Consider the following 26,934-nt stretch of genomic DNA (forward strand, 5'->3'; position numbering starts at 1 on the left):
GGAGCTACCGCCCCGGCGGCAGCTCCAGCTCGAACCAGACCACCTTCCCCTCCGGCGTGCGCCGGCTGCCCCAGCGGTGGGCGAGCTCGTTCACCAGGTGGATGCCGCGCCCGCCCTCGTCCTCCTCGTCGGCGCGCCGGATCCGCGGCGTGGCGGAATCCCGGTCCGCCACCTCCACGGTGAGCGTGCGGTTGCAGAACAGCCGCAGCTGGGTGGGCGATCCCGCGTGCACCAGGGCGTTGGTGATCAGCTCGCTGGTGAGCAGCTCGGCCCAGTCGGCGAGGGCCCCCAGCCCCCACTCGGTGAGCGTCTCCCGGGTGAAGCGCCGCGAGTGGGCCACCATCGCGTGGTCGTCGCCGAGCGGCAGGGTCGCGATCCGGTCCGAACCGGCGGGCCGGGCCTGCGCCATGATGACGGCGATGTCGTCCTCGCTGGTGCGCCCGGTGAGTTCGGCGAGCACGGCGTCGCAGGTCTGCTCCAGCGAGCCGCGCCGGCCGGCGACGGTGCGGCACAGCAACTGCAGCCCCTCGTCGAGGTCACGGCCGCGCCGCTCGACCAGGCCGTCGGTGTACACGGTCAGGATGCCCTCCTCGGGGAGGGTGAACTCGACGCTCTCGAACGGCACCCCGCCGACCCCGAGCGGTGCGCCGGGCGGCAGCTCGACCAGCTCGGCGTGGCCCTCGGTGTCGGCCACCACCGGCGGCAGATGGCCCGCGCAGGCCGCGGTGCACCGCCGGTCGACCGGGTCGTACACCACGCACACGCAGGTCGCGAACTGGCCCTCGCCGAGCGCCGTGGTGGCCTCGTCCAGCCGCTGCAGCACCCGGTCCGGGGCGATCTCCAGGGTGATCAACGTCCGGGCGACGGTCCGCAGTTGGCCCATCGTCGCGGCGGCCCTGATGCCGTGGCCCATCACGTCGCCGACCACCAGCGCGACCCGCCCGGAGGAGAGCGGCACGACGTCGAACCAGTCGCCGCCGACCTCGCTGACCACACTGCTCGGCAGGTACCGGTAGGCGAGCTCCAGCCCCAGGGTGCGGTGGATCTCCTGCGGCAGCAGGCTGCGCTGCAGGGTGAGCGCGGTCTCCCGCTCCCGCCGGTAGAGCCGGCCGTTGTCGATCGCCAGCGCGGTGCGGGCGACCAGCTCCTCGGCCAGCGCGCGGTCCGCCGGGCCGAACGGCAGCGGGTTGCGGGTGCGGATGAACTCCGCGCCGCCCAGCACCAGTCCGCGCGCCAGCAGCGGCACCATCAGGTACGAGTGCACCCCGGCGTCCAGGCTCGGCTGCACCCGGTCCGGCGCGGCCACGATCCGGCGCAGCGCCGCCTCGTTCACCTCCGAGACCAGGATCGACCGCCCGGTGCGCAGGCTCTGCGCGTACACCGGCGCCGACTGCGAGGTCTCCCCGATCCCGTCGGCCGCGTCGGCCATCACGCCGTGGTCGTCCAGGTCGCCGACGGCCACCGCCCGCATCAGCACCGAGCCGTCGGGCGGCACCGGCGCCGGGTCCTCGCCGTCGAGCACCGCCTCGCGCAGGTCGACGGTCACGAAGTCGGCGAACCGGGGGATCACCACTTCCACCAACTCCCGGGCGGTGCGGTACAGATCGAGCGTGGTGCCGATCCGCCCGGACGCCTCGTTGAGCAGCGACAGCCGCTGCTGCGCGGCCCGCGCCTCGTCGAGCGCCCGCTGCCGGGCGGCCGCCGCGTCCCGCTCCCGGGTGAACAGCAGCGCGTTGTCGATCGACACGGCCGCCCGCACCGCCAACTCCCCGGCCAGCGCCAGATCGTCGTCCTCGTACGGGTGCTCGGAGACGGTCCGGTAGAACGCGGCCACCCCGACCGGCGAGCCGCGGGCGATCAGCGGCACCACCATGAACGAGCGGACCTGCTGCTCGTGCACCGCCGCCGCACGCACCGGATCGTCCCGGAACCAGGCCAGCCCGGCGGCGTCCATCCGCGGCACCAGCACCGGGGAGCGGTGGGTGAGCGACCAGGCGTAGGGGGAGGAGGCGGTGAAACGGTGCACCCCGCCGGTCCGGTCGATCGGGCGCAGGGTCGACTCCCGGGCCGCGTGGAAGGCCATCCGCCGCAGCAGCGCCGAACCGTCGGCCGACGGGCGGGCCTCGGGCTCGCCGCGCACCAGGTCGTCCAGCACCTCGACGACCACCGTGTCGGCCAGCCGGGGCGAGGCCACCTCGGCCAGCTCCTGGGCGGTCTGGGCGAGGTCGAGCGTGGTGCCGATCCGGGTGGAGGCGGTGTTCACCAGCGCCAGGCGCTCCTGCGCGGCCTTCGCCTCGCGCAGCGCCTGCTGGCGGGACAGCACCGTCTGGTGCTGGCGCAGGTACAGCCGGGCGTTGTCGATGGCCACCGCCGCCCGGGAGGCCAGCTCGTCACCGAGCGTGATGTCCGCCTCCGCGAAGGACTCCCGCTCCCCGCGCCGGGAGTAGACGATCATGCCCAGGGTGGTGCCGCGCGCTACCAGCGGGGTGATCCGCACCGAGCGCGGCCGGTCGCCCTGGTACGCCTGGCGGCGGCTCCCGGTGATCGCCCCGCTCAGCGGTGGCAGCTCCCAGGACGGCACCACCACCGTGCGCCCGGTGGCCAGCGCCCGCGCGTACGGCGAGTCGGGCGCCAGCTCGTAGACCTCGTCCACCGGCAGCGCCTCCGCCGGATAGAGCGGGTCGGAGGTGGCCAGCGCCAGCCGGCGCACCTGCTGCGGGGCGGCGGGGTCCGGCGGCTCGACGCTGCGGCCGGCGGCGAGCGCCTCCAGGGCGAAGACCCCGCTGATGTCGGCGACCTCGGGCACCATCGCGTCGGCCAGCTCCCGGGCGGTCTGGCGCAGGTCCAGCGTGGTGCCGATGGAGGCGGTGGCCTCCGCCAGCAGGGCGAGGCGCTCCTGCGCGCGGGCGGCCCTGGTCTCGGCCTGGAAGCGCTCGGTGACGTCGACGACCGTCGAACTCACCCCGAGTATCCGCCCGCCCTGGTCCTCCAGCCGGAAGTACGAGGCCGACCAGGCGTGGTCGTGCGTCGGGTCGCCCGGCGTGCGGCCGTGCGAACGGACGTCCACCACCGGCTCGCCGGTCTCCAGCACCCGGCGCATCACGCTCTCGCTCTCGGCGCCGTTGATGCCGGGCAGCAGCTCGGTCAACCGGTGCCCGAGGTGCTCCTCCACCGACAGGCCGTTGATCCTCGCCAGCGCCTCGTTGAGCCGCACGAAGGCGAGCCGGGTGTCGTACACGCTCATGCCGACCGGGGCCTGGGTGAAGAAGCCGTCCAGCACGGCCAGGTCCGCCTGGATCCGGCGCAGCGTCGTCACGTCCGACGCCACCGCCAGCACCAGCGGGCTGCCGCCCGGTCCGGTGATCGGATGGGTGCGGAACTCCAGGTTGACGTGGTGCCCGTCGCGGTGGCGCACCGGGAAGACGCCCGACCAGCCGCGGCCGTCCAGGATCCCCTGGAACAGCTCCAGCACCTCGGGCCGCCGCTCGTCGGGGGCCAGCAACTGCGCGGCCCGCTCGCCGATCGCCTCCTCGGCGGAGTAGCCGAGCAGCGCCTCGGCATCGCTGCTCCAGTGCAGGATCCGGCCGTCCGCCTCGATCAGCGCGGTGGCGATCGGCACCATCAGCAGGGCCTCCGGACCGTCGGGTCGCCCGGGCCCGGCGCCCTCGCGCCGCTCATGCCGTCTGTTCACCATGCTCGGTCACCATGGCCGGAACCGCCCGGAGATCGTCGCCGCCAGCCCTGCCATCTTCCCACGCGCCCCACCACCCCCGCTCGCCGCACACCACGGCGAACGGCAGTCTCCGGGTTCAGCCAAGAGGCAATGCCTGACCGGAGATCTCGTCGATCAGCGACCGTGAGGCCAGGGGATTGCCCAGATGGGCGCTGACGAGTGCGGAACCGGCGGAATCCTCCGGGCACTGGTAGGTCGGCCCTTTGAATTCCCTGCGGTGCAGAACCACCGTGACGCGGTCGGCGCTTTCATGCGCCTCAAGCTCGGGGCGCTGTTCGCATCTCCACTCGACGGCCAGGCTGATCGTTCTCCCGTCCTCGCTGACGGAGACCTGGCCTGCCGCGCTGGCATCGTAGCTGCGCCATTTCGAGGGCAACCACCACGTCTCCAGCGAAACCTCGGTTGCGACGACGACCAGCACGGCCACGATGATGAGGCCGGCGCGCCTCGATAAGCGTGGCCACCGCCTTGGGTGCGTCACTCGGTCTCCTCGTGGGTGCAGTCGTGCCATGGCGGCGGCAAGACTACCGGTTCGGGCAGGCAGGTCAAGCTTCGCCCGGAGTGTGTGAATTATTCTCCCTCGCCACATTTCGCCTGAATGGAAAGATGTGGCCTGCCGGTTTTCGTGCCAATGATTTCGAATTCAGGTGTCCGTCCAGTAGATCCCCGAGTGTGGGGATTTCGTGGCTAAAATCATGGATGCAGACCCTGCGTTCCCCGGCTAGAGTGCCGATGTCGCGGCGCGCCCGCGCCGGGGCGGTTCCTGGAAATAGTGGGGGTTCAGTGAACTTCAGGCGCATGGGAAAGAGGGGGAGGATCGGCCTCGCCGCAGCTCTCGTGTTGTCGATCTCGGTTGTGATGCCCGCCGTGGCGGCGTCCACGGAGTCGACGGTGAGCGGCGAGGGGAAAAGGCCGGTAGCAGGCAATGCGGGGGCTGATTCTCGCATTGTTGAGACCATGAAAAAGCAGGAAGTCCTCGACGCAGTCGTAGACCGTATGACGGGCGGGCTGTCGGAGGTCGAGAGGGACCGCATACCAGGCTTCACGGATGTGGAGGTCGATCCGGCAGGGAACCGCATCCGCCTCCACTGGAAGGGGGAAGTGTCGTCGACGGCCCGCGAAATTATGGACAGCCTTCCGGCCGGAGTGACGGTCGAAGTGCTGCCTGCAAAGTACTCCAAGGCGGAACTGCACGAAGCCCGGGAAAGGCTCCTGCGTGACGGGAAGCCGCAGCAGCTTGCTTCGGAGGTCACTCGGGCGAAAACTCGAATTACGCACATCGCGCCGGCCGTCGACGGGAGCGGTCTGGAAATCGGCTATGACGAGGAGAAGCCTCGAAGTCGGCCCGCCAGCCTGACTCAGTCAGGGGAGCCCTCGGTCGACGATGCGACCAGGACGAGGAAGACCGGCGAGGTCAAGGCCATCACGAGCAGCCTCGCCGGCGTCGAGGCCGACGTGGTCTATGCGCCGATCGCCATTGATGCCACGCGCGGCGAAGACTACTCTCCCTGGTGGGGAGGAAGTGGCCTGCGGACGCCTGGTGGAACCATTTGTTCCAGCGGTTTCGGCGTCACTCGAAGCGACGGGACGCCGCTCCTCACGACCGCTTACCACTGTGGTGACGGAATTTACCACAACTGGTACGACGGGGCGTTCGTCGGGTCAACCTCCCAGGCGGACATGCTCGACATCCTGGACGTCTCTGGAATTAACACCGGAAACGCCGTGGGGAACGCCATCTATGAGGGGCCCTGGAATGATTCGACGGGTACCGGAAAGTACGTTTCCGGCTGGGGACACAACAACGTCGGTGACTATGTCTGTCAGTCCGCTGCGAATTCGGGTACGCATTGCGGGATTAAGATCACCCGGACCGATTTCTCCTACACCGGCCCCAATGGTGTCTGGCGCAAGGTGGCCGACTACGCGATTCAGACCAATGCGAACGACATAGCTGCTGTCAACGGTGACAGCGGGGGTCCGGTCTACACTGTCGATAGCGCAGGAAAGGCAGTGGCGCGGGGAACCATCTCTTCGCTGGACAGTACGGTCAACTGCAATGGTCGAACCACCTCGGACGGTGGAAGTCGTACCCCGTGGTGCTTCAGCGCCATGATGTACGTGCCGATCTATCAAATTCTGCATGACAAGGGCTGGACGATCAATACGGGCTGATGGGCGCTGACTTGTCACAGCGGTAGCCCGCAGACCGCCTCGACCGCGAGGCCTGTGTGCAGCGCAACGCCGTCGACACCGCCCACCGATCCACTCTCGATTGCGGGCACTCTCACCGGGGGCCACTCGGTGATCCACAGGAATCGGCCTACCCATGGGCGTGGGTGGTCTGGAGGGTGCGCAGGAGGTGGACGGCGGGGGTGTCGACGGGGCGGCGGGTGTTGGCCAGGACGATGGCGCCGACCTGCTTGTCCGGGTCGAAGGCGGTGAAGGAGCGGTAGCCGCCGGTGCCGCCGTTGTGCCAGATCTGGAGGTGGCCGCCCTGGCGGGTGTGGAGGCGGTGGCCCAGCCAGCCGAGGTGCATCCAGGCGACGGGGTTGACCCGGTGGCGCACCTCGCGGGTCAGGGCGATGGCGGGGCCGAGGGGCGGGGCCTCGTCGGTGCCGGTGGCCAGCTGGGCCCGCAGGAGGACGGCGAGGTCGGCGGCGGTGGACTTGAGTGCGCCCGCTCCCGCGAGTCCGGCGAGGTTCCAGCCCGGGACCGGGCGCCCGCCCGCGGTGTGGCCCGGGGCGAGCCGGGCCGTCTGTCCGGCGTCGGGGGCGAGCACCGTGTCGGTGAGCCCGAGCGGCTCGCAGACCTCCCGGCGGACCAGGTCGCCGTAGTCCAGGCCCGCCCGGTGCGCGAGGGCGAGGCCGAGGAGGCCGGCGCCGAGGTTGGAGTAGCGGAAGCTGCGGCCGGGCGCGGTCCGCACCTTGGTGCGGGCGAGGCTCGCGAGCAGCCACTCGGGGGTGCAGTGCGCGTACGGGTCGGGCTTGTTGGGGGTGAGCAGGGAGGACAGCAGCATGCCGGCGGGCAGCCGCGGCAGGCCGGAGGTGTGGGTCGCCAGGTGCCGCAGGGTGATGGGCTCCGGGCCCCGGGTGGGGACGGTGACGCCGGGCGGGAGCGCGTCGGCCAGGAGGTCCGCGAGCGGCTCGTCCAGGGTGACGGTGCCCGCCAGGGTCAGCCGGGCGAGCGCGAGCGAGGTGAAGACCTTGGTCACCGAACCGATCTCGAACAGCGTGTCCGGGCCGGGCCGCCCGCCGGCCGGGCCCGGGCCGGTGCGTCCGGCGCCGCGGATCTCCGTCGCGCCGCGGGCGAGACCGGCGACCACCACGCCGACCTGGGGGCCGGCGAGGCGGTCGGCGGTCTGCTGGACGAGGCTGCCAAGATCGTTCATGGCCCCGAGCCTAGGAGTGGCGGGAGGGCGGCGGCGTCCACCGCGGCGACGATTTTCGCCGGCGCACCGCTCGTCCCCCGGAGGTACGGGGAACGAGCGGTGCCATGGTTGTCGCCCGCTCGCCGGTTGTGCACACGCGCTAGCGATGTTGCCGCGTGCTAGCGGACGGGTGGTGCGGGGTCAGCAGCTCAGGTTGTTGCCCGGCACGGTGCCGAGCAGCTGGGTGAAGCGCTGGTAGGCGTTGATCCGGCTCTGCACCTGGGCAGGGTTGCCGCCGTTGCACTCCAGCGAGCCGTTGATGCTGCGGATGGTCTCGCCGAAGCCGTAGCCGTTGACGATCGCGTTGTGGGGGGTCATGGTGCCCGGCCCGTTCTGGGTGTTCCAGTACCAGAGCGCGGTCTTCCAGGCGACGGCCGGGTCGGTCTGCACCAGGTTGGGGTTGCGCAGCAGGTCGATGCCCAGGGCGTCACCGGCCGCCTTGTAGTTGTAGTTCCAGCTCAGCTGGATCGGCCCGCGGCCGTAGTACGCGGCCTGCCCGGCCGGGCAGCCGTACGACTTCGAACTGTCGCAGTAGTGGGGGTAGTTGGCGGTGTTCTGCTCGACGACGTAGACCAGCGCGCCGGTCTCGTGGTTGACGTTGGCCAGGAAGGCCGCGGCCTCCTGCTTGCGGACGGTGTCGGTGCCGGTGGCCGCGAAGGCGGGGTAGGCGCTGAGCGCGTCGATCAGGCCCTGGTAGGTGTAGAAGGGGTTCCGGTTCGGGAACATCTGGTCGAACTGGGCCTGGCTGACCGGGAATCCGCCCGGGTTCGGCGTGCTGGTCGACGTCGGGGTGACCGTCGGGGTGACGGTCGGGGTCGGCGTCGGGCCGGTGCCGCCGCAGTTGCCCTGGTCGGACCAGACGCCCGAGCCGCCGGTGCTCGGCGGCTCGTTCTGGGTCCACCACTTGGCGAGCCAGTTGTGGCCGTTGTAGGAGACGGCGGCGCCGCCGGTGTAGACGGCCGAGGAGTTCCAGGGCGTGGCGCAGACGGCGGCGCTGGCGTTGGCCGCGGGAAGCAGCAGGACCACCGCCAGGGCCGTGGCGACGGCGGAGAGCAGTGCGAGCAGGCGTTTCGTGGACACTTGATCACCCCTTGTGCGGTGTGGGGCCGCACGGTCGTGGAGGCTGGGACGTCGGGGCAGGGGAGCCGGAGCCCCGCGTGGTGGGGGCACGTCGTGGGGGACGGGCCGACCGGGGTGCGGGCCGGTGCGGGGCTGACCCAGAACTCAAGCGGAGTGGTCTATACCTGTCAAGGGGTTTCGGGCAAATGACGCGCAGTGCAGAACGCCTGCGTGCGGAAGGGGCGCCGCGCCGGACGCGCTGTCATGACCAGGTCCCTCCATCTGGAAGGATGGCCGGGTGGACGAGACCCCCGACCCCGCCGCCCGGTCCGGCCCGGGCGCACCGATCCGCTCGGGCATCCCGGAGCACGGCCGGGTGCCCAAGTACTACGCCGTCAAGGGCGAGTTGGACGCGCTGCTCGACGAACTCGGCGAGGGCGGCGTGCTGCCGACCGAACGCGAGCTCGCGGCCCGCTTCGAGGTGGCCCGCGAGACGCTCCGCCAGGCCCTGCGCGATCTGCTGATCCAGGGCCGGATCCGCCGGCGCGGGCGCAGCACGGTGGTGGCCGGCCCCAAGCTGGAGCAGCCGCTCTCGCTCGCCAGCTACACCGAGGGCGTGCGACGCCAGGGCAGGGTCCCCGGGCGCACCCTGATCGGCCTGGAACGGCTCGGCGCCGATCCGCAGTTGGCCGGTCAGCTGCGGATCGCCCCGGGCGAGCCGGTCTGGCACCTGGAGCGGGTGCTGCTCGCGGACGGCGAGCGGGTGGGCCTGGAGAGCACCTACCTCGCGGTCGGCCGGGTCCCGGCGCTGGACGTCGAGTTCGACCCGGGCTCCTCGCTCTACGCCTATCTCGCCGAGAAGGCGGGCATCGGCTTCGGCGCCGCCGACGAGCGGATCGAGACGGTGCTGGCCACCCCGCGCGAGGCCCTGCTGATCGGCACCCCGCCGGCCCTGCCGATGCTGCTGCTGCACCGGCTGACCAGGGACACCGGCGGGCAGCCGGTGGAGCGGGTGCGCTCGCTCTACCGGGGGGACCGGTTCAGCTTCACCACCCGTCTCGAAGCGGACTGACGCCCGCGCCCCCACCCGCCTCAGGACCCCCGCGCCCCGGCCCCGCCCGGAGGCGTCCTGATCACGGGAACATAACGGGTCTGGACCGAATTTGGGCGTTGTTCACACCCGGGTCGAAAGCCGGGCCACCCCCGTCCATCCGCCGCTCCGACCGTAGTCACCGCCCCCTTCCGCGCCATGACGCAGCATCAGGAGGACGACGTGACCCCGCAGACCCCCGCCGCCCCCGGCCTCTCCCGCCGAGGCCTGCTCCTCGGCACCGCCGCCGCGCTCGCCACCGCCCCGCTCACCGCCACCGCCGCCCGCGCGGCCACCGCCCCGGGCGCCGCCACCCCCACCGCCACCCCGACCGCCGGCCGGACCCCGAAGGTCCTGCTGATCGGCCTCGACGGCACCATGCTCACCCGCATCAAGGACGCCGGCGCCCCCCACCTCACCGCCCTGATGGCCGGCGGCCTCACCGCGGCGAGCAGCCTCTACGCCAACCCGATGGCCGGCACCCTCTCCGGCCCCGGCTGGTCCACCGTCGCCACCGGCGTCTGGCCGGACAAGCACAACGTCAAGGACAACAACTTCACCGCGCCCAACCTCACCGCCTACCCGGACTTCCTGACCCGCGCCGAGACCGCCGACCCCGCGCTCTCCACCTACGTCGTCGCCTCCTGGGCGCCGATCGCCGACACCATCTGCTCCGGCCGGGTCGACACCCGGATCGCCACCCCGTCCGCCGAGTACGACACCGGCACCACCGCCCGCGCGGTCGCCAAGCTGCGCGACGACAACCCCGACGTGGTCTTCGTCCACCTCGACAACGTCGACAACGCCGGACACAGCAGCGGCTCCGCCAGCCAGGCCTACCTGACCGCGATCCGCGGCGTGGACGCCCAGGTGGGCCAGATCGTCGCCGCCGTCCGCGGCCGGGCCGGCTACGCCCAGGAGGACTGGCTGATCATGGTCACCGCCGACCACGGCCACACCCCGACCGGCGGCCACGGCGGCTCCACCTGGGAGGAGCGGCAGACCTTCGTGATCGCCAACGGCTCGGCGTTCCCGGCCGGTTCGGTCCGCCAGGACGTGCGCATGGTGGACATCGCGCCCACCGCCCTCGCCCACCTCGGCATCGCCGCCGACCCGGCCTGGAACCTCGACGGCACCCCGATCCCGGCCCTGGTCCCCGACGAGTTCGACGCGCTGCGCCCGCAGCTCACCGGCCGGGTGGACGAGACCGGCATCGCGGCCGGCGTCCTCGGCTTCACCCACACCCCGCCGGCCGGCTGGTCGGTCGACAACTCCGCGATGGGCACCGGCGGCGTCGCCGAGTGGCGGGGCTGGTCGTTCACCACCGACGAGTTCTGGACGAAGACCCAGCGCGACCAGAACCGCGAGCTGAACGTCCGCTCCCGCAACGTGTTCGCCGTCGCCGACTCCGACGAGTGGGCCGACAAGATCTTCTCGGGGACCTACGACTCCACCCTGGTCAGCCCCGAGTACCCGGTGGCCGGGCGCGGCACCGTGCCGGTCACCTTCACCACCTTCTACCGGCCGGAGGGCGCGCAGAGCGCCCGGGTGCTCGCCGTCTGGGACGGCGGCGCGCCGGTGGAGGTGAAGAGCTTCACCTCCGACACCAACGGCCGCCAGCGCCTCGACCTGGCCGTCCCGGCGGGCGCGAGCCGGCTGCGGCTGCGGTTCCGCTACACCGGCAGCAACAACTGGTACTGGGTGCTGGACAACGTCAAGGTCGGCTGACGCCCGGCCGTCGGCCCTCCGACGGGGCGAGCGCGGCCCGCAGCCGCTCGGCGACCAGCGCCGCGTCCGCCTCGTCGGGGTACGCCCGGCGCGGCCAGAAGAAGCCGCGCAGCCCGTCCTTGGGGTTGCGCGGCACCACGTGCACGTGCAGGTGCGGCACCGACTGGCTGATCCGGTTGTTCGCCGCGACGAAGCTGCCCGCCGCGCCCAGCCCCTGTTCCATCGCCGCCGCCACCCGTTGCACCCGCAGGAAGAACGGGCCCACCTGGGCGGCCGGGAGGTCCGCGAGGGTGCGGTGGTGGGCGCGCGGCACCACCAGGACGTGGCCCGGGAACAGCGGCCGGCGGTCCAGGAAGGCCACCGCCGCCTCGTCGTCCAGCACCCGGTGCGCGGGCTCCGTGCCCGCCACCACCGCACAGAAGACGCAGTCCATCCGTCCATTCAACCGGCCCGCCGCGGCCCCGGCATCCGCTCGGCGACGGACCGCCGGGAGGTCACCCGGGCGGACCCCGAGCGGGTGCGGCCCCCCGGGGCCGGGGCGCACCGTGCAGGTGGGGCGCGCGGCGCGTCCCGTCGACGAGGAGGTGGCCCGGATGGCGGGCAAGTTCGAGGTGTACGAGGACGCCGGGGGCAAGTACCGGTTCCGGCTCAAGGCGGGCAACGGCGAGATCGTCGCGACCGGCCAGGGGTACGCGAGCAAGGACGCCGCCCACAAGGGCGTCGAGGCCGTCCAGCGGGCGGCGGACGGCGCGAGCGTGGTGGACCTGAAGCCCAAGGCTGCGGCCTGAGCGCCGCGGACGGCGGCGGGGCCCCTCCCCGCCGCCGTCCGCGCGCCGCCCGCCGGTTGCCCGAAGGGCGGCCCGGGACGGCGCCGGGGGGCTACTCGTACCGGTACAGCAGCGACTCCCGCTCGTTGCGCTCGATCGCCTCGATCGTCAGCGACGGGTCCGCCAGGTGGGAGAGCGTGACCTCGGCCGAACTCGGCTGCTCGTCCGCGCCGAGCCAGTTCTCCGGCTTCCACGCCGAGGAGCGCAGGAACGCCTTCGGACAGTGCCCGAAGACCTCCTCGACGGCCACCACGATCGCGCTGCGCGGCGGCTTGCCGACCGCCGTCAGCTGCGCCAGCAGCCGCGGGTCCGTCGAGACGCAGGCCCGCCCGTTGACCCGCAGCGTGCTGTCCCGGCCCGGGACGACGAAGACCAGCCCGATCCGGCCGGTCTCGACGACGTTGTGCAGCGTGTCCAGCCGCTTGTTCCCGGTGGCGTCCGGGATCGCCAGGGTGAACTCGTCGAGCACCGAGACCAGTCCGGGCGGCCCGCCGCGCGGCGACACGTCGCAGCGCCCGGCGGCGTCCGCGCTGGCCAGGAAGACCAGCGGGGAGCAGGCGATGAGTTGCCGGGCGACCTCGTGGACGCGGTCCACCTGCTTGCGGCGCACGACGTCACTGGGCTGCTCGTAGACGTCGCGCAGCCGCGCGGTGTCGTGGATCGCGCCCGCTTCGAGGGCGGCGAACAGGCCCGAGGGGCCCTGGGGTCCTGGAGTTGACGGAACGACGGTCTCCGGTGTGCTGGTCATACCGGCAAACGTAACGGGGCGCTCCGGGGCCGCACAGGGCGGGCGGTCCGGCTCAGACGGTCAGCGGAACGGCGTGCACCTCGTCGGCCGGATGCCCGCTGCGCTCGTGGATCCGCTGCACGGCCTCCTTCGAGGGCGCCTCGGAGAGGCAGTAGACGACGCCGGCCTCCGGGTCGGCCCAGGCCTGCTCGAACCGCACGCCCTCGTCGGCCTGGATGTCCAGGTCGGCCTGGTGGGCCATGCGCAGCTGCTCCTCGGTGATGCCGGACATCCCGTGGTGGACGTCCATGAACTTGGCCATCGCGCTCGCACCTCCCGGGACCGGGGCCCGCGCCCGGCCCGCTGTCCGCCCCCTCCCACCAGCTTGCGCCCCCGCGCACCCGCGCGCATTCCCGCCGCCGTCGTGAAACAGCCCACAGCCGGGGGATCTCCCTGCACCCGCTCCCGGCGTGGCACAATGACGGCAGCAGTAGCAGTGACGTTCAGCGCACTCCGGGGTCGGTGAAAATCCGAACCGGCGGTTACAGTCCGCGACCCGTCCGCAGCCAGCGGCCGGTTGACCAGGTGAAATTCCTGGACCGACGGTTAAAGTCCGGATGGGAGGCGTGCGCGGCGGACGAGTGAGCGGTACCCGTGGTCCCCCGGTGGACCGCGGGAGGTGGTACGGGTCGGCGGTCGAGGGTTCCCCTCCTCCGGCGTCCGGTGCGGCAGCGGCCCGACGACGGGTCCCGTGGCCGTCCGGCGAGCCCGTGCGGCCCCGCGCCCGTCCGCGTCGGTTTCCCGTTGCCACACCCCGGAGTCCGCGCCCCAAGCGCGAGGAGAACCCGGGTGTTCACCGGCATCATCGAAGAGCTCGGCGAGGTCGTGTCGATCGAGGAGATCGGCGACTCCTCGCGAATCCGCCTGCGCGGTCCGGTGGTCTGTCAGGACGCGCGCCACGGCGACTCCATCGCGGTCAACGGCGTCTGCCTGACCGTCGTCGACACCCCCTCCGAACTGGCCGCCGGAACCGGTGAGTTCACCGCCGACGTGATGGCCGAGACCCTCCACCGTTCCAGCCTGGGCGAGTTGAAGCCCGGCTCGCCGGTCAACCTGGAGCGCGCCATGGCGCTCGGCGCCCGGCTCGGCGGACACCTGGTGCAGGGTCATGTCGACGCCACCGGGCGGCTGTTGAGCCGCGAGCCGGGGGAGCGCGACGCCGCCGGGAACCTCCGCTGGGAGGTGCTGCGCTTCTCGCTGCCGCAGTCCGTCACCCGCTACCTGGTGGAGAAGGGCTCGATCACCGTCGACGGCGTCAGCCTCACCGTGGTCGAGGCCGCCCGCGACAGCTTCACCGTCAGCCTCATCCCGGCGACCCTCGCGCTGACCACGCTCGGCGCCAAGTCCCCCGGCGAGAGCGTCAACCTGGAGGTCGACGTCCTCGCCAAGTACGTGGAGCGGCTGCTGGAGTCCCGCACGCTGCCCCCGACGAGCCCCGCCGGGGAGGACCGGTGAACTGGCTCAACACGGACGCCTTCACGGTGTTCGGCCAGCACGTGAAGTGGTCGGACATGATCGGCAACCTGTTCGGCATGGCCGGCCTCGCGCTCGGCTGGCGCCGGTCGGTCTGGAGCTGGCCGGTCCAACTGCTCTCCGGCCTGGTCCTGATCACCGCCTACCTGGCCGGCAACGTGCCCGGCATGGTGGGCAAGCAGCTGATCGTCGTCGCCACCGCCGCCTGGGGCTGGAACCAGTGGCGGCGCGGACGCCGGGGCGCCGACGGGATCGCCGTCCGCTTCGCCACCTGGCCCGAACGGGCCGCGCTCGCCGCCGGGACCGCGGCCGGCACCGCCCTGCTCGCCTGGGCCTTCCTGACCGTCCCCGCGCTCGGCTCCTGGAGCCCCTGGGCGGACGCCTACATCTTCGTCGGCACCCTGGCGGCCATGATCGCCCAGGCCCGCGGCTGGGTGGAGTTCTGGTTCGCCTGGATCGCCGTCGACATGGTCGGCGTGCCGCTCGCCTTCAACACCGGCTACACCTTCTCCGGCCTCACCTACTCCGTCTACTTCGTCCTGGTCCTGCTCGGGCTGCGCTCGTGGTGGCTGAACACCCGTGCGCCGCGCCCCACGTCCACCACCGTCCCGCAGGGAGCTACGGCATGACCGAGAACCAGCAGAGCGACGAGCTCGTCCTCGACCCGGTCGAGCGGGCCGTCGCCGACATCGCGCTCGGCCGCGCGGTGATCGTCGTCGACGACGAGGACCGCGAGAACGAGGGCGACATCGTCTTCGCGGCCAGTGCCGCGACCCCCGAACTGATGGCCTTCACCATCCGCTACAGCTCCGGCGTGATCTGCGCCCCGATGACCGGCGCCGAGCTGGACCGCCTCAAGCTCCCCCCGATGACCCAGGTCAACGAGGACCGCAAGGGCACCGCCTACACCGTCTCGGTGGACGCCCGCGAGGGCGTCGACACCGGCATCTCGGCCGCCGACCGGGCCCGCACCGTGCGCCTGCTCGCCTCGCCCGGCACCGGGCCGGGCGACCTCGCCCGCCCCGGGCACGTCTTCCCGCTGCGCGCCGTCGAGGGCGGCGTGCTGGTGCGCCCCGGCCACACCGAGGCCGCCGTCGACCTGGCCCGGCTCGCCGGACTCGCCCCGGCCGGCGCGATCGCCGAGGTGGTCAACGACGACGGCACCATGGCGCGGCTGCCCGAACTGGTCGCCTTCGCCCGCACCCACAACCTGGCGATCATCTCCATCGCCGACCTCATCGCCTACCGCCGCCGCACCGAACTCCACGTCGACCGGGCCGCCGTCACCGCGCTGCCCACCGCCCACGGCGAGTTCACCGCCGTCGGCTACCGCGGCACCCTCGACGGCGTCGAGCACATCGCGCTGGTCGCCGGCGGACTGGACGCCGAGGGCCGGCTGCCGGACGGCGAGGACGTGCTGGTCCGGGTCCACTCCGAGTGCCTGACCGGCGACGTGCTCGGCTCGCTGCGCTGCGACTGCGGCCCGCAGCTGCAGGCCTCGCTGCGCCGGGTCGCCGAGGCCGGCCGGGGCGTGGTGCTCTACCTGCGCGGCCACGAGGGCCGGGGCATCGGCCTGGCGCACAAGCTGCGCGCCTACGAGCTCCAGGAGCAGGGCCGCGACACCGTCGACGCCAACCTCGACCTCGGCCTGCCCGCCGACGCCCGCGACTACAGCATCGGCGCCCAGATGCTCTGCGACCTCGGCGTGCGCTCGCTCACCCTGCTGACCAACAACCCGCAGAAGCTCACCGCGCTCACCGAACACGGGCTGAAGGTCAAGGGCCGCGAGCCGGTCGAGATCCCGGCGGGCGAGCACAACGCGCGCTACCTGCGCACCAAGCGCGACCGGATGGGTCACGACCTGCCCGGCCTCGGCGACTGAGCACGACCCGAACACCCGAACACCCGAACACCGTCCGTCCGAACCACCGAAAGGCACCCGCACATGAGCGGCCACGGAGCCCCCGAGCTGACCATCGACAACGCCGCCGGCCTCAAGGTCGCCGTGATCGCCGCCCAGTGGCACGAGCAGGTGATGAACGGCCTGCTCGACGGCGCCCACCGCGCCCTCAAGGAACTGGGCGTCGCCGAGCCGACCGTCCTGCGCGTCCCCGGCACCTTCGAGCTGCCGGTCGCCGCCAAGCGCCTCGCCGAGCGCGGCTACGACGCCGTGATCGCCCTCGGCGTGGTGATCCGCGGCGGCACCCCGCACTTCGACTACGTCTGCCAGGCCGCCACCGCCGGCCTCACCCAGGTCGCCGTGGACACCGGCGTCCCGGTCGGCTTCGGCGTGCTGACCTGCGACAACGAGGAGCAGGCACTGGACCGCGCGGGCCTGCCGGGCTCCGCCGAGGACAAGGGCCACGAGGCGGTCACCGCGGCCGTCGCCACCGCCGCGGCGCTGCGCGCGCTCTGAGCGGCCGGCCGGGCCCGCGTCCCGGACCGTGGACGTCCACCGGACTGTCCACGGTCCGGAACCGTTTACCGTCCGTCCGTCCGCACGCCGTAAGGTGAGTCCCATCATGGCTTCGAAGACATTCGAGGAGCTCTTCTCCGAGCTCCAGCAGAAGGCCGCCACCGGCGACCCCTCGTCCTCCCGCACCGCGCAGCTCGTCCAGCAGGGCGTCCATGCGATCGGCAAGAAGGTCGTCGAGGAGGCCGCGGAGGTCTGGATGGCCGCCGAGTTCCAGTCCGACGAGCAGACCGCCGAGGAGATCTCCCAGCTCCTCTACCACCTTCAGGTGATGATGGTCGCCCGCGGACTGACCCTCGACGACGTCTACAAGTACCTCTAGGCCCCGGCCCGGAACCCCCCTCCACCCCCACCGAACAGGTAAGGAACTGACCTCCATGCTGCGCATCGCCGTCCCCAACAAGGGTTCGCTCTCGGGTCCTGCGGCGGAGATGCTCCATGAGGCCGGCTACCGGCAGCGCAAGGACGCCAAGGAGCTGGTCCTGGTCGACCCGGGGAACCAGGTCGAGTTCTTCTTCCTGCGCCCGCGCGACATCGCGGTGTACGTCGGCTCCGGCCGCCTCGACGTCGGCATCACCGGCCGTGACCTGCTGCTGGACTCGCACTCCAACGCCGAGGAGGTGCTCGCGCTCGGCTTCGCCGGCTCGACCTTCCGCTTCGCCCGCCCGGTCGGCGTGGACGTCGAGGACGTCAAGGGCCTGGAGGGCCTGCGGATCGCCACCTCCTACACCGGCCTGGTCGAGCAGCACCTCGCCGACCACGGGGTGAAGGCCACCGTCACCAAGCTGGACGGCGCGGTGGAGACCGCGGTGCAGCTGGGCGTCGCCGACGTGATCGCCGACGTGGTGGAGACCGGCACCAGCCTGCGCAACGCCGGCCTGGAGGTCTTCGGCGAGCCGATCCTGATCTCCGACGCCGTGGTGATCCGGCCCAAGGGCGCGGGCGAGGACCCGGCCGTCGAGCAGTTCCTGCGCCGGCTGCAGGGCGTGCTGGTGGCCCGCCGCTACGTGCTGATGGACTACGACATCCGCGCCGAGAACGTCGCCGCCGCCGTGGCGCTGACCCCCGGCCTGGAGTCGCCGACCGTCTCCCCGCTGCACACCGCGGGCTGGGTGGCGGTCCGCTCGATGGTGCTCCGCAAGGAGGCCCAGCAGATCATGGACGACCTGTGGGGCATCGGCGCCCGGGCCATCCTGGTGACCAACATCCACGCCTGCCGCCTCTGACCGGCTCGCGGGCATAAGCACCGGTTGAATGGGGGTGGGGCCGCCGTCGGGCGCCCCACCCCTTCCGTCACCACCCGAACCAGCACCCCGGAGCCCCCTCGTGTCCACCCCCGCCGAGTTCCCCGTCACCTGGGCCCCGCGCCGCACCCGCGCCGTGCTGCTGCCGGTCTGCGCGCTGCTGGTGGTGCTGTTCGCGGTGCTGGCCGTCGCCCTCCCGGCGAACTGGCAGCTCAACGACCGGATCATGATGGCGGTCAGCGGCGTGCTGTTCGCCGGCGTCGGCCTGATGCTGGCCCGGCCGCGGGTCAGCGCCGACGCCGAGGGCATCACCGTGGTCAACTTCGTCCGCAGCCGCCGGCTGGCCTGGGCCGAGGTCATCGGCGTGAACTTCCGCCAGGGCGACCCGTGGGCCACCCTCGACCTCGCCGACGGCACCTCGCTGGCCGCCGTCGGCATCCAGTCCGGGGTGGGCAAGGCCCAGGCCATCGCCGACGCCCGCGCCCTGCGCGACCTGGTCGCCCGGAACAGCGGCTGAGCGAGGCGCGGCGGCCGTGCCCCGTCCGGCGCGAGCGTGCCCGGTACCGCGCTCCGGGCGGGTCCGAACGCGGATCCGACGGTCGCACGGGTATGGTCTACGCTGGTAAAAGCGGGGCAAAGGCATTGCCCTGCCCGAAATCGACCTGAGGAGTGACACTCCCCGTCCATGGACGATCCGTCCGGTAGTACCTGCGCCGCCCTCCTTCCGACCCCCGGAAGGCAGGCGGCACTGTGATCACCGCCTGGCTGCTGCTGTTCGCGGCCCTCCTGCTCATCCTCGCCAACGGCCTCTTCGTGGCCGCCGAGTTCGCCTTCGTGACCGTGGAGCGCGGCGCCGTCGAGCGCGCCGCCGAGGCCGGGGACGCCAAGTCCGGCCGGGTCTCCCGGGCCCTGCGGCACCTCTCCTTCGAGCTCTCCGGTGCCCAGCTCGGCATCACCGTCACCTCGCTGGTGGTCGGCATGCTCGCCGAGCCCGCCCTGTCGACCCTGCTGAAGCCGGTGTTCACCGGCATCGGCCTGCCCGCCGGCGCCGCCCGCGGCGCCGCCGTGGTGATCGGCATGCTGCTCGCCACCGTCGTCCAGATGGTGATCGGCGAGCTCGTCCCGAAGAACTGGGCGATCTCCCACCCGCTCCAGGTGGCCCGCGCGGTCGCCGCCCCGCACATGGCGTTCTCCCGGGTCTGCCGCCCGCTGATCAGCGTGCTGAACGGCTCCGCCGACCGCACCGTGCGGGCCTTCGGCATCGAGCCGCAGGAGGAGCTGGGCCACGCCCGCACCCCCGCCGAGCTGGTCTCGCTCGCCCGGCACTCCGCCAAGGCGGGCGCGATAGACGAGGAGTCGGCCACCCTGTTCGTGCGCACCCTCGGCCTCGGCGACCTCACCGCGGAGTCCGTGATGACCCCGCGCGTCGACGTCTCCGCGCTCCAGCGCGACGCCAGCGCCGCCGACGTCCTCAACCTCACCCGGGCCACCGGCCTGTCCCGCTTCCCGGTCTACACCGACAGCCTGGACGAGGTCACCGGCACCGTCACGCTCAAGGACGCGCTCGCCGTGCCCGCCGAGCGGCGCGGCTCGGTGCGGGTCGCCGACCTCTCCGTCCCGCCGCTGCTGGTGCCCGAGACGCTCCCCGCCGAGCGGCTGCTCGACCAGCTGCGCCGCCTCCAGCCGATGGCCATCGTGGTCGACGAGTACGGCGGCACCGCCGGCGTGGTCACCGTCGAGGACATCGTCGAGGAGATCGTCGGCGCGGTGCAGGACGAGCACGACCCCGCCGACACCCCCGAACTGCTGCCGCTGGCGCCGGTCGAGGGGCAGCCCGTCTGGGCGGCCGACGGCCGCGCCCGGCTCGACCAGCTGGAGGCCATCGGCCTGCACGCCCCGGAGGGCCCGTACGAGACGCTGGCCGGCCTGGTCGCCGACCTGCTCGGCAAGCTCCCCGACCCCGGTGAGCAGACCGAACTGCCCGGCTGGCGGTTCACCGTCGAGGCCGTGGACCGCCACCGGACCAGCCGGGTCCGGGTGGAACGCACCGCCGACCACCACCACTTCCTGGGCGACGACGAGGACGGGACCCGATGACCGCGCTCCAACTGGCCGTCGCCCTCCTGCTGCTGCTCGGCAACGCCTTCTTCGTCGGCGCCGAGTTCGCCGTCGTCTCGGTCCGCCGCAGCCAGATCGAACCGCTCGCCGAGGCGGGCAACAAGCGCGCCCGCACCGTGCTGCACGCGCTGTCCAACGTCTCCGCGATGCTCGCCGCCGCCCAGCTCGGCATCACCGTCTGCTCGCTGGGCCTGGGCGCGCTCGCCGAGCCGACCATCGCCCACCTGCTGGAGGGCCCGTTCCACGCGATGGGCATCCCCGCCGGCCTGCAGCACCCGCTGGCGTACGGCATCTCGCTGGCCGTGGTGGTCTACCTGCACATGGTGATGGGCGAGATGGTGCCGAAGAACATGGCGCTGGCCGGCCCCGAGAAGGCCGCGCTCTGGCTCGGCCCGCCGCTGGACCGGCTCGCCCGCTGGCTGGCCCCGGTGATCGCCTTCCTCAACTCCTTCGCCAACGGCGTGCTCAAGCTGTTCAAGGTGGAGAGCAAGGACGAGGTGGAGTCGGTGTTCACCACCGAGCAGCTGATGTACCTGCTCGCCGACTCGCGGGACGCCGGACTGCTGGAGAAGGACCGCCAGGAGCGCCTGGAGGACGCCCTGGAGCTGGGCCGCCGCCCGCTCACCGACGTCCTGCTCACCCCCGAGCAGCTGGTCACCGTGGACACCAAGGTGACCGCCGCCCAGATCGAGGAGCTGGCGCTGCGCACCGGCTTCTCGCGCTTCCCGGTCACCGACGGCGACCCGGCCGGCCACGGCTACCTCGGGTACCTGCACCTCAAGGACATCCTCGACGTCGAGGACCCGACGGTGCCGGTCCCGGCCCGCCTGTGGCGGCCGATCACCGTGCTGCGCGGCACCCTGCCGCTGGACGACGCGCTGGGCGCGATGCGCCGGGCCGCCTGCCACCTCGCGGCCGTCCTCGACCAGGACGGGCGCACCCTCGGCGTGGTGATGCTGGAGGACGTGCTGGAGGAGCTGGTCGGCGAGGTGTACGACCCCGACCACCGCTCGGCCGCGTAGGACCACGTCCTGGTTCCCGAAGCCGCTCCGCTACGGGCGATTCCGCTCTGAGCGTGCCGCCGTTCCCATGCCGGCCACCCGTTGTGCAGGGTGGTCGGCATGAGACTTCTCCTGCTGGGTGGTACGGAGTTCGTGGGGCGGGCCGTCGCCGAGGCGGCGCTGGAGCGGGGATGGGAGGTGACGGTCTTCCACCGGGGGACGCACGCCGCGCCGCCCGGGACGCGGGTCCTGCACGGGGACCGCACGGCCGGGGGCGGGCTCGCCGCCCTGGCCGAGGGGGAGTGGGACGCGGTGGTGGACACCTGGTCGGCCGCCCCGTCGGCGGTGCGCGACAGCGCCCGCCTGCTGGCCGGCCGGGCCGGGCGCTACGCCTACGTGTCCAGCCGGTCGGTGTACGCCTACCCGACGCCGGCCGGCGCCGACGAGAGCGCCCCGGTGGTGGACGGCTCGCCGGACGACGGCGAGGTGCCCTACGCCGAGTCCAAGCGCGGCGGGGAACTGGCGGCGCTGGAGGCCTTCGGTGACCGGGCGCTGCTGATCCGTGCCGGGCTGATCGTCGGACCGTACGAGAACATCGGCCGGCTGCCCTGGTGGCTGAACCGGATCGCCCGCGGCGGCCCGGTGCTCGCCCCCGGCCCGCGCGGCCTCGGCCTCCAGTTCATCGACGTCCGCGACCTCGCCGGCTGGACCCTGGACGCCCTCGCGGCCGGCCTCGGCGGCCCCTACGACCTGGTCGGCCCGCGCGGGCACAGCACCACCGGCGAACTGCTGGAGGCCTGCGCGGCGGTCACCGGTGCGGACGCCGAGCTGCGCTGGACGGCCCCGGAGGCGGTCGCCGCGGCCGGGATCGAGCCGTGGACGGAGCTGCCGTTCTGGGTCCCGCCGGGCGAGCTGTACGACACCGTGCACGGCGCGGACGTGAGCAGGGCGCTCGCCGCCGGGCTGCGCTGCCGGCCGGCGGCCGAGACGGTCGCCGACACCTGGGCGTGGCTGCGCTCGATCGGCGGCGTCGCCCCGCAGCGCCCGGACCGGCCGGCGGTCGGCCTGGCCCCGGAGAAGGAGGCCGGGGTGCTGGCCGGCTGACGCCGCACCCCGCCCGCCGGTGGCCGGGGCCGGGGCTACGCGCTCCGGCCCCGGCCGTCGATCAGCTCGCCGTAGGCCTGCACCAGGTCCGGCAGCCGCAGCGTGGCGAGGTCCTCCCGGCCGGGCGGCTCGCGCAGCAGGGTGAGCCGCAGGTCCCGGTAGGCGCAGGACTTCTCGTACAGGGTGCGGATGAACCGCCCGTTGCCGAGCTCGTCGATCCAGCCCTCGCGCACCACGTGGGTGCAGATCGAGGCCAGCTCCTCGGCGGCGTCCTCGTCCCAGCCGTCGCCGTCCTGCCCGGCGAGCGCGGCGCCGATCGCGGTCAGCTCGCCGGGGCGGTAGCTGGGGAAGTCGACCCGGGTGGTGAAGCGGGAGTTCAGACCGGGGTTGGTGGCCAGCAGCCGGTTCATGCCCTCGGGGTAGCCGGCCAGGATCACCACCAGCCGGTCCCGGTTGTCCTCGGCACGCTTGAGCAGGACCTGGAGCGCCTCGTCGCCGTACGCGTCGCCCTTGCTGTAGCCGGAGTTGGAGAGGCTGTAGGCCTCGTCGATGAAGAGCACGCCGTCCAGCGCGGAGTCGATCAGCTCGTTCGCCTTGACGGCCGTCTGACCGAGGAACTCGCCGACCAGGTCCGCCCGTTGGGCCTCGACCAGATGGTCGCCGGAGAGCAGGCCGAGGGCGTGGAAGACCCGGCCCAGGATCCGTGCCACGGTGGTCTTGCCGGTGCCGGAGGGGCCGGAGAAGACGAAGTGGCGCTTGGGCGGCTGGACCGGCAGGCCCTGTTCGGCGCGCAGCCGGGCCATCCGCAGCTGGGCGGAGAGCGCCCGCACCTGCCGCTTGACCGGCTCCAGGCCGACCATCCGGGAGAGTTCGGCCAGCGCGGCGTCCAACTCGGCCTGGTCGCCCTCGCGTTCGAGCGCCGGGGAGGTGCTGGTGAGGCGGGGAAGGGCGGCCGGGCCGCGCGCCGGCGCGGGCGCGGCGGGGGAGACGGCGGCGGGCTGCGGCGCGGTGGAGCCGGAGCGTCCGCCGGCGGCCAGCGGGGGCGGTGCGCCGCTCGGGCCGGACCTGTTGTCGGTGCCCGCGCCCGGACCGGCGGCGGTCGGCACCACCGGGGAGCGGCCGACGTCCGGCTCCGGCGCGTCCGCCCCGTCCGGCAGGGGCTCGTCCGGGAACGGCGCGTCCGGGAACGGCGCGTCCGGCAGGGACCCGTCGGCGAACGGGGCGTCGGCGAACGGGGCATCGGCGAACGGGAGGTCCGTGAACGGACCGTCCGTGAACGGCGCTCCGGTGAGCGCGTCGTCGGTGAGCGGCCCGTCGAGCACCGGGCCGCCGAAGGGGTCCGGGCCTCCGGGGGCCCCGGGCGGGTCGAAGTCCGGCGGGTCCAGCAGCGCGGCGTCCAGCGCGTCCTCCTCCGGCCCGCCCGCCCGTCCGGCCTCCCGGCCCCCGCCGAGCGCGTCCAGCAGGGTGTCGGCGACGGCGTCCTCGGCGGCGATCGCCGCGAGCCGGGCCGCGGTGTCCATGAACGACGGATCGGCACGGTGCACCGCCCGGTAGAGGGGTAACGCGGCCGCGCTGCGCCCGGCGCCCTCGTAGGCGCGGCCCAGCCAGTAGCGCAGCTCCTTGCGCTGCGGCTGCTCGGAACGGCAGCGGGCGAGCGAGGCGGCGAGCGGGGCCTGCGCCTGGGCGCACATGTCCAGCCGGACCCGCGCCATGCCGGCGAAGAGCCCGGCCTCGATGCCGAGCAGCGCGTCGTCGAGCAGCCGGTCGGTGTCCCGGATCAGCTGTTCCCAGTCCTTGAGCAGATAGGAGCGGCAGGCGTGCAGGAAGCGGGCCGACGGGTCCTCGGCGGGGGTCGGGCACTGCTCCAGCGCCTGGTCCAGCTCGGCGAGGTGACGGCCGTCCAGCCAGTGCGAGGCGTGGGCGAGGGCCAGGTCGCGGGGGGTCTCCAGCACCGGCTGCACCCACCAGCCGAGCCAGTACCAGGAGCTGAGCGGCCGGGCGTGGCGCCGGCGCTGCTCGCCGAAGCGCTTGCGGTGGCGGTGCATGGCGAGCAGCGCGCCGGAGGTGTCGCTGCGCAGCGCGTGCAGGCCGAGCCAGGCGTCGGCCATGCCGGGGTCGAGCCGCACGGCGGCCCGGAACTCCTCCTCGGCGCGGCTGTACGCGCCGGCCGTGTAGGCGTCCATGGCACGCAGCCAGGCGCGGTCGGCGAGCCGGTTCGGTGCCGGGCCGCCCGCGTTGTTGCTCTGGGAACTCTCGTTCGTCACTCAACGCCCCCCGCGGTGTGGCTCGGGGCCCGGCCGGTGCGGTGGTGGGCGGGACCCCGCCGGTGGTCGTCTGCCCCCGGGGCGCAGATGCGCCTGCGAGGAATCGTACCGGCGCCGGGCTGATCCGGAAGGGTGCCGCACGATGTCAAAAGCGATCGGGCGGGCGGGCGTTGACGGATGGCCGGATCCGGGGCGGGATGGTCGGACGATATCCCCGGCTCACGGGGGAACAAGCCGGGGATACCGGGTCCGAGGTCGCGGAATCCAGGAATCCGGCAACGAGTGAGAACCTATTTCCTGGTGATCCCGCAGGTCAAGGTGATTGTTGAAGGTTCACCGACGGTGCTCGGCGCGATCCGCCCGGTCACCCCGTCGACCACCGTGCCGGCGTGCGGACGGCTCGGGTCGGCGGCGAAATGCGCCGATTCGGCGACCGCCCAGCCGGCCCAGAACTCCGCCAGCTCCGGGCCGTCCCGCTGTTCGCCGCGCCGCCGGGCCGCCGCCGCGTCCAGGTCCATCCACACCAGCCGGCTGAGCCACGGCCGCACCGCGCGCCGCCCGGCGCCCACCCCCTCGACCAGGACCACCGGTGCGGACAGCACCTCGGCCGTGCCGGCGAACCGGCGCAGCGTCCAGTCGTACACCCGGTACCGCGCGTCCCGGCCCGCCGCCAGCGGCTCCAGCACCTGCGCGCGCAGTCGGCCGGTCCAGTCGAACGGCTCGGCGTGCGTCGCCAGGTCGTCCAGGTGCACCACCGGGGCGCCGCCCAGCGCGGCCGACAGCCGGCCGGTGAAGGTGGTCTTGCCCGAGCCCGCGTGCCCGTCCACGGCGACCAGCCGCACCGGACCGCAGGACGGCGGCAGCGCCCGCAGCTCGGCGGCGAGCGCTTCGAGAGCGGCGCTCGTGCCGGCAGCGCTGCTTGAACCGGGAGCACCGCTCGCACCAGGAGCGCCGCTCGGATCAAGAACACCGCACGCACCGGGAGCACCGCTCGCGCCGGGAGCAGCGCGTCCGCCGGACGCGGCAGCGGTGCGGGGCCCCACTACCGGGGCGGCGGAAGTCTTGGAAGCAGCCACAACGTCAACCCTACGGGGGCCGGTGCGCCGGTACGGACAGTGATCCGGTGCAGGTCGTGACGCCGGCGCCGCGATCGGGCATACTCGCATCGCCGAGCATGTGAACGGCCGTTCACCGTGATCCGGTGCCGGCCGGGCCGAGCTGCCACACCCCGCGCGGGCCCGACCACTCCTCGGGGCCCGGCGCACGACCGAGGAGGCGACCAGCCACCATGACCACCTCCCCCGCGAAGGCCGTCGACCGCCAGCTGCCCAGCGAGGAGGCCCGTGAGCTCCTCGCCCTCACCCGGGACCTCGTCCAGCGCGAGCTGCTGCCGCGCGCCGCGGAGGACGAGGCCGCAGGCCGGTTCCCGCGCGAGGTCTTCGGCACGCTCGGCGAGGCCGGACTGCTCTCGCTCCCCTACGAGGAGCGCCACGGCGGCGGCGACCAGCCCTACGAGGTCTACCTCCAGGTCCTGGAGGAGCTGGCGTCCGGCTGGCTGGCCATCGGCCTCGGCGTCAGCGTGCACACCCTCTCCTGCCACGCGCTCGCCACCTTCGGCACCGACGAGCAGCGCGACCGCTGGCTGCCCGGCATGCTCTCCGGCGAGCAGCTCGGCGCCTACTGCCTCTCCGAGCCGCAGTCCGGCTCCGACGCCGCCGCCCTGCGCACCCGCGCCGAGCTGGACGGCGAGGACTACGTGGTCAACGGCACCAAGGCCTGGATCACCCACGGCGGCCGGGCCGACTTCTACAGCGCCCTGGTGCGCACCGGCGAGGAGGGCTCGCGCGGCATCAGCTGCCTGCTGGTGCCCGGCGACCAGGAGGGCCTCTCGGCCGCCCCGCCGGAGCAGAAGATGGGCATGAAGTCCTCGCCGACCGCCCAGCTGCACTTCGACGGCGCCAGGGTCCCCCGCGAGCGGCTGATCGGCACCGAGGGCCAGGGCTTCCAGATCGCGCTCGGCGCGCTGGACTCCGGCCGGCTCGGCATCGCCGCCTGCGCGATCGGCGTCGCCCGGGCCGCGCTCGACCTCGCCGTCGAGTACGCCGGCACCCGCCGGCAGTTCGGCCGGCCGATCGCCGACTTCCAGGGCCTGTCCTTCATGCTCGCCGACATGGCCACCCAGATCGAGGCCGGCCGCGCGCTCTACCTGGCCGCCGCCCGCCGCCGCGACGCCGGCCTGGCGTTCTCCAAGGAGGCGGCGATGGCCAAGCTGTTCTGCACCGACGCCGCGATGCGGGTGACCACCGACGCCGTCCAGGTGCTCGGCGGCTACGGCTACACCCAGGACTTCCCGGCCGAGCGCTTCATGCGCGAGGCCAAGGTGCTGCAGATCGTCGAGGGCACCAACCAGATCCAGCGCCTGGTGATCGGCCGCCACCTCACGAAGTCCTGACCCCCCGACCGGCCGCTCCCGCCCCGCCCGCCGCGCGCGGGTGCCGGGCGGGGCGGCCCGCGAACGGCCTCCGGGCGCCGCTCCAGGGTGCGGAGCGACGCCCGGAGGCCGTTGTCGTCGGACTGCGCCGGACTGCGTCCGGACTTTCGTC

At 73.2% G+C, this 26,934-nt stretch carries 24 protein-coding genes and 1 riboswitch; of the genes, 15 read left to right on the plus strand and 9 right to left on the minus strand.

Features of this window, described 5'->3' with window-relative positions; translation table 11 throughout:
• Positions 1–4 precede the first annotated feature (4 nt).
• Both ACFXAM_RS03145 and ACFXAM_RS03150 read right to left on the minus strand, forming a co-directional pair.
• On the minus strand, positions 5–3,694 hold the full coding sequence (locus tag ACFXAM_RS03145) for a SpoIIE family protein phosphatase (protein ID WP_380287261.1): 3,690 nt from the start codon (positions 3,692–3,694) through the stop codon (positions 5–7).
• A 115-nt stretch (positions 3,695–3,809) separates the two neighbouring features.
• Entirely contained in the window at positions 3,810–4,154 is a 345-nt protein-coding gene (locus ACFXAM_RS03150) for a hypothetical protein (protein WP_380287262.1), read from the minus strand.
• A gap of 536 nt (positions 4,155–4,690) precedes the next feature.
• Here ACFXAM_RS03150 and ACFXAM_RS03155 point away from each other — a divergent pair.
• Entirely contained in the window at positions 4,691–5,908 is a 1,218-nt protein-coding gene (locus ACFXAM_RS03155; protein ID WP_380287263.1) for a S1 family peptidase, read from the plus strand.
• Positions 5,909–6,056: 148 nt separating this feature from the next.
• On the opposite strand, the gene ACFXAM_RS03160 is transcribed toward ACFXAM_RS03155, so the two are convergent.
• Positions 6,057–7,124, minus strand: coding sequence for a serine hydrolase domain-containing protein (locus ACFXAM_RS03160; RefSeq protein WP_380287264.1), 1,068 nt, complete (start codon positions 7,122–7,124; stop codon positions 6,057–6,059).
• A gap of 180 nt (positions 7,125–7,304) precedes the next feature.
• Positions 7,305–8,243: a glycoside hydrolase family 19 protein gene (locus tag ACFXAM_RS03165; protein WP_380287265.1), complete on the minus strand. Its 939-nt coding sequence runs from the start codon at positions 8,241–8,243 to the stop codon at positions 7,305–7,307.
• Between the two features lie 277 nt (positions 8,244–8,520).
• Here ACFXAM_RS03165 and ACFXAM_RS03170 point away from each other — a divergent pair, with 277 nt between their 5' ends.
• Together ACFXAM_RS03170 and ACFXAM_RS03175 are read left to right on the plus strand one after the other, a co-directional pair.
• A complete protein-coding gene (locus ACFXAM_RS03170; RefSeq protein WP_380287266.1) occupies positions 8,521–9,294 on the plus strand; it encodes a GntR family transcriptional regulator in 774 nt (257 codons plus the stop codon).
• A gap of 177 nt (positions 9,295–9,471) precedes the next feature.
• On the plus strand, positions 9,472–11,040 hold the full coding sequence (locus ACFXAM_RS03175) for an alkaline phosphatase family protein (RefSeq protein WP_380287267.1): 1,569 nt from the start codon (positions 9,472–9,474) through the stop codon (positions 11,038–11,040).
• Here the strand turns inward: ACFXAM_RS03175 and ACFXAM_RS03180 are convergent.
• A complete protein-coding gene (locus ACFXAM_RS03180) occupies positions 11,027–11,473 on the minus strand; it encodes an HIT family protein (protein WP_380287268.1) in 447 nt (148 codons plus the stop codon). The two genes, ACFXAM_RS03175 and ACFXAM_RS03180, sit on opposite strands and share 14 nt — an antisense overlap.
• Positions 11,474–11,633: 160 nt before the next feature.
• On the opposite strand from ACFXAM_RS03180, the gene ACFXAM_RS03185 reads away from it, so the two are divergent.
• Complete coding sequence (locus ACFXAM_RS03185; protein WP_380287269.1) at positions 11,634–11,828, plus strand: YegP family protein; 195 nt, start codon at positions 11,634–11,636, stop codon at positions 11,826–11,828.
• Between the two features lie 91 nt (positions 11,829–11,919).
• On the opposite strand, the gene ACFXAM_RS03190 is transcribed toward ACFXAM_RS03185, so the two are convergent.
• Both ACFXAM_RS03190 and ACFXAM_RS03195 read right to left on the minus strand, forming a co-directional pair.
• Positions 11,920–12,615 (minus strand): MSMEG_1061 family FMN-dependent PPOX-type flavoprotein, encoded by a 696-nt coding sequence (locus ACFXAM_RS03190; protein WP_380287270.1) that lies wholly within the window; start codon positions 12,613–12,615, stop codon positions 11,920–11,922.
• A 52-nt stretch (positions 12,616–12,667) separates the two neighbouring features.
• Entirely contained in the window at positions 12,668–12,916 is a 249-nt protein-coding gene (locus ACFXAM_RS03195; RefSeq protein ID WP_380287271.1) for an SCO4226 family nickel-binding protein, read from the minus strand.
• A 183-nt stretch (positions 12,917–13,099) separates the two neighbouring features.
• Positions 13,100–13,227: riboswitch (FMN riboswitch) on the plus strand.
• Positions 13,228–13,443: 216 nt separating this feature from the next.
• On the opposite strand from ACFXAM_RS03195, the gene ACFXAM_RS03200 reads away from it, so the two are divergent.
• The 10 genes from ACFXAM_RS03200 to ACFXAM_RS03245 all read left to right on the plus strand — a co-directional run bounded on the left by ACFXAM_RS03200 (position 13,444) and on the right by ACFXAM_RS03245 (position 22,067).
• Complete coding sequence (locus ACFXAM_RS03200) at positions 13,444–14,109, plus strand: riboflavin synthase (protein ID WP_380287272.1); 666 nt, start codon at positions 13,444–13,446, stop codon at positions 14,107–14,109.
• A gap of 56 nt (positions 14,110–14,165) precedes the next feature.
• A complete protein-coding gene (locus ACFXAM_RS03205) occupies positions 14,166–14,756 on the plus strand; it encodes a nicotinamide riboside transporter PnuC (protein ID WP_380287307.1) in 591 nt (196 codons plus the stop codon).
• Positions 14,753–16,009: a bifunctional 3,4-dihydroxy-2-butanone-4-phosphate synthase/GTP cyclohydrolase II gene (locus ACFXAM_RS03210; protein WP_380287273.1), complete on the plus strand. Its 1,257-nt coding sequence runs from the start codon at positions 14,753–14,755 to the stop codon at positions 16,007–16,009. The genes ACFXAM_RS03205 and ACFXAM_RS03210 overlap by 4 nt, the downstream gene beginning before the upstream one ends.
• Before the next feature lie 63 nt (positions 16,010–16,072).
• A complete protein-coding gene (ribH, locus tag ACFXAM_RS03215; protein WP_380287274.1) occupies positions 16,073–16,543 on the plus strand; it encodes a 6,7-dimethyl-8-ribityllumazine synthase in 471 nt (156 codons plus the stop codon).
• 106 nt (positions 16,544–16,649) lie between these two features.
• Positions 16,650–16,922: a phosphoribosyl-ATP diphosphatase gene (locus tag ACFXAM_RS03220; protein ID WP_360252217.1), complete on the plus strand. Its 273-nt coding sequence runs from the start codon at positions 16,650–16,652 to the stop codon at positions 16,920–16,922.
• A gap of 55 nt (positions 16,923–16,977) precedes the next feature.
• Complete coding sequence (gene hisG / locus ACFXAM_RS03225) at positions 16,978–17,826, plus strand: ATP phosphoribosyltransferase (protein ID WP_380287275.1); 849 nt, start codon at positions 16,978–16,980, stop codon at positions 17,824–17,826.
• Between the two features lie 100 nt (positions 17,827–17,926).
• On the plus strand, positions 17,927–18,361 hold the full coding sequence (locus ACFXAM_RS03230) for a PH domain-containing protein (protein WP_380287276.1): 435 nt from the start codon (positions 17,927–17,929) through the stop codon (positions 18,359–18,361).
• A 233-nt stretch (positions 18,362–18,594) separates the two neighbouring features.
• A complete protein-coding gene (locus ACFXAM_RS03235; protein ID WP_380287277.1) occupies positions 18,595–19,941 on the plus strand; it encodes a hemolysin family protein in 1,347 nt (448 codons plus the stop codon).
• On the plus strand, positions 19,938–20,984 hold the full coding sequence (locus tag ACFXAM_RS03240; RefSeq protein ID WP_380287278.1) for a hemolysin family protein: 1,047 nt from the start codon (positions 19,938–19,940) through the stop codon (positions 20,982–20,984). Before ACFXAM_RS03235 ends, ACFXAM_RS03240 begins: the two co-directional genes overlap by 4 nt.
• A gap of 99 nt (positions 20,985–21,083) precedes the next feature.
• Positions 21,084–22,067 carry an NAD-dependent epimerase/dehydratase family protein gene (locus ACFXAM_RS03245; RefSeq protein WP_380287279.1) on the plus strand — a complete coding sequence of 328 codons (984 nt, stop codon included), beginning with the start codon at positions 21,084–21,086 and terminating at the stop codon, positions 22,065–22,067.
• Positions 22,068–22,102: 35 nt separating this feature from the next.
• Here ACFXAM_RS03245 and ACFXAM_RS03250 read toward each other — a convergent pair whose 3' ends face one another.
• Both ACFXAM_RS03250 and ACFXAM_RS03255 read right to left on the minus strand, forming a co-directional pair.
• Complete coding sequence (locus ACFXAM_RS03250) at positions 22,103–24,250, minus strand: AAA family ATPase (protein ID WP_380287308.1); 2,148 nt, start codon at positions 24,248–24,250, stop codon at positions 22,103–22,105.
• A 371-nt stretch (positions 24,251–24,621) separates the two neighbouring features.
• Positions 24,622–25,173: a uridine kinase gene (locus tag ACFXAM_RS03255; RefSeq protein ID WP_380287280.1), complete on the minus strand. Its 552-nt coding sequence runs from the start codon at positions 25,171–25,173 to the stop codon at positions 24,622–24,624.
• Between the two features lie 446 nt (positions 25,174–25,619).
• On the opposite strand from ACFXAM_RS03255, the gene ACFXAM_RS03260 reads away from it, so the two are divergent.
• Entirely contained in the window at positions 25,620–26,783 is a 1,164-nt protein-coding gene (locus ACFXAM_RS03260; RefSeq protein WP_380287281.1) for an acyl-CoA dehydrogenase family protein, read from the plus strand.
• Positions 26,784–26,934 lie beyond the last annotated feature (151 nt).

The organism is Kitasatospora sp. NPDC059462 (assembly GCF_042749955.1).
Lineage (GTDB): Bacteria > Actinomycetota > Actinomycetes > Streptomycetales > Streptomycetaceae > Kitasatospora.

What these genes read in the sequence shown, in the direction of transcription:
- ACFXAM_RS03145 (WP_380287261.1), bottom strand. Translation starts at nt 3,694, where the DNA reads ATGGTGAACAGACGGCATGAGCGGCGCGAGGGCGCCGGGCCCGGGCGA.
- ACFXAM_RS03155 (WP_380287263.1), top strand. Translation starts at nt 4,691, where the DNA reads ATGAAAAAGCAGGAAGTCCTCGACGCAGTCGTAGACCGTATGACGGGC.
- ACFXAM_RS03160 (WP_380287264.1), bottom strand. Translation starts at nt 7,124, where the DNA reads ATGAACGATCTTGGCAGCCTCGTCCAGCAGACCGCCGACCGCCTCGCC.
- ACFXAM_RS03175 (WP_380287267.1), top strand. Translation starts at nt 9,472, where the DNA reads ATGACGCAGCATCAGGAGGACGACGTGACCCCGCAGACCCCCGCCGCC.
- ACFXAM_RS03180 (WP_380287268.1), bottom strand. Translation starts at nt 11,473, where the DNA reads ATGGACTGCGTCTTCTGTGCGGTGGTGGCGGGCACGGAGCCCGCGCAC.
- ACFXAM_RS03185 (WP_380287269.1), top strand. Translation starts at nt 11,634, where the DNA reads ATGGCGGGCAAGTTCGAGGTGTACGAGGACGCCGGGGGCAAGTACCGG.
- ACFXAM_RS03190 (WP_380287270.1), bottom strand. Translation starts at nt 12,615, where the DNA reads ATGACCAGCACACCGGAGACCGTCGTTCCGTCAACTCCAGGACCCCAG.
- ACFXAM_RS03195 (WP_380287271.1), bottom strand. Translation starts at nt 12,916, where the DNA reads ATGGCCAAGTTCATGGACGTCCACCACGGGATGTCCGGCATCACCGAG.
- ACFXAM_RS03205 (WP_380287307.1), top strand. Translation starts at nt 14,166, where the DNA reads ATGATCGGCAACCTGTTCGGCATGGCCGGCCTCGCGCTCGGCTGGCGC.
- ACFXAM_RS03210 (WP_380287273.1), top strand. Translation starts at nt 14,753, where the DNA reads ATGACCGAGAACCAGCAGAGCGACGAGCTCGTCCTCGACCCGGTCGAG.
- ribH (WP_380287274.1), top strand. Translation starts at nt 16,073, where the DNA reads ATGAGCGGCCACGGAGCCCCCGAGCTGACCATCGACAACGCCGCCGGC.
- ACFXAM_RS03220 (WP_360252217.1), top strand. Translation starts at nt 16,650, where the DNA reads ATGGCTTCGAAGACATTCGAGGAGCTCTTCTCCGAGCTCCAGCAGAAG.
- hisG (WP_380287275.1), top strand. Translation starts at nt 16,978, where the DNA reads ATGCTGCGCATCGCCGTCCCCAACAAGGGTTCGCTCTCGGGTCCTGCG.
- ACFXAM_RS03240 (WP_380287278.1), top strand. Translation starts at nt 19,938, where the DNA reads ATGACCGCGCTCCAACTGGCCGTCGCCCTCCTGCTGCTGCTCGGCAAC.
- ACFXAM_RS03245 (WP_380287279.1), top strand. Translation starts at nt 21,084, where the DNA reads ATGAGACTTCTCCTGCTGGGTGGTACGGAGTTCGTGGGGCGGGCCGTC.
- ACFXAM_RS03250 (WP_380287308.1), bottom strand. Translation starts at nt 24,250, where the DNA reads ATGGACGCCTACACGGCCGGCGCGTACAGCCGCGCCGAGGAGGAGTTC.
- ACFXAM_RS03260 (WP_380287281.1), top strand. Translation starts at nt 25,620, where the DNA reads ATGACCACCTCCCCCGCGAAGGCCGTCGACCGCCAGCTGCCCAGCGAG.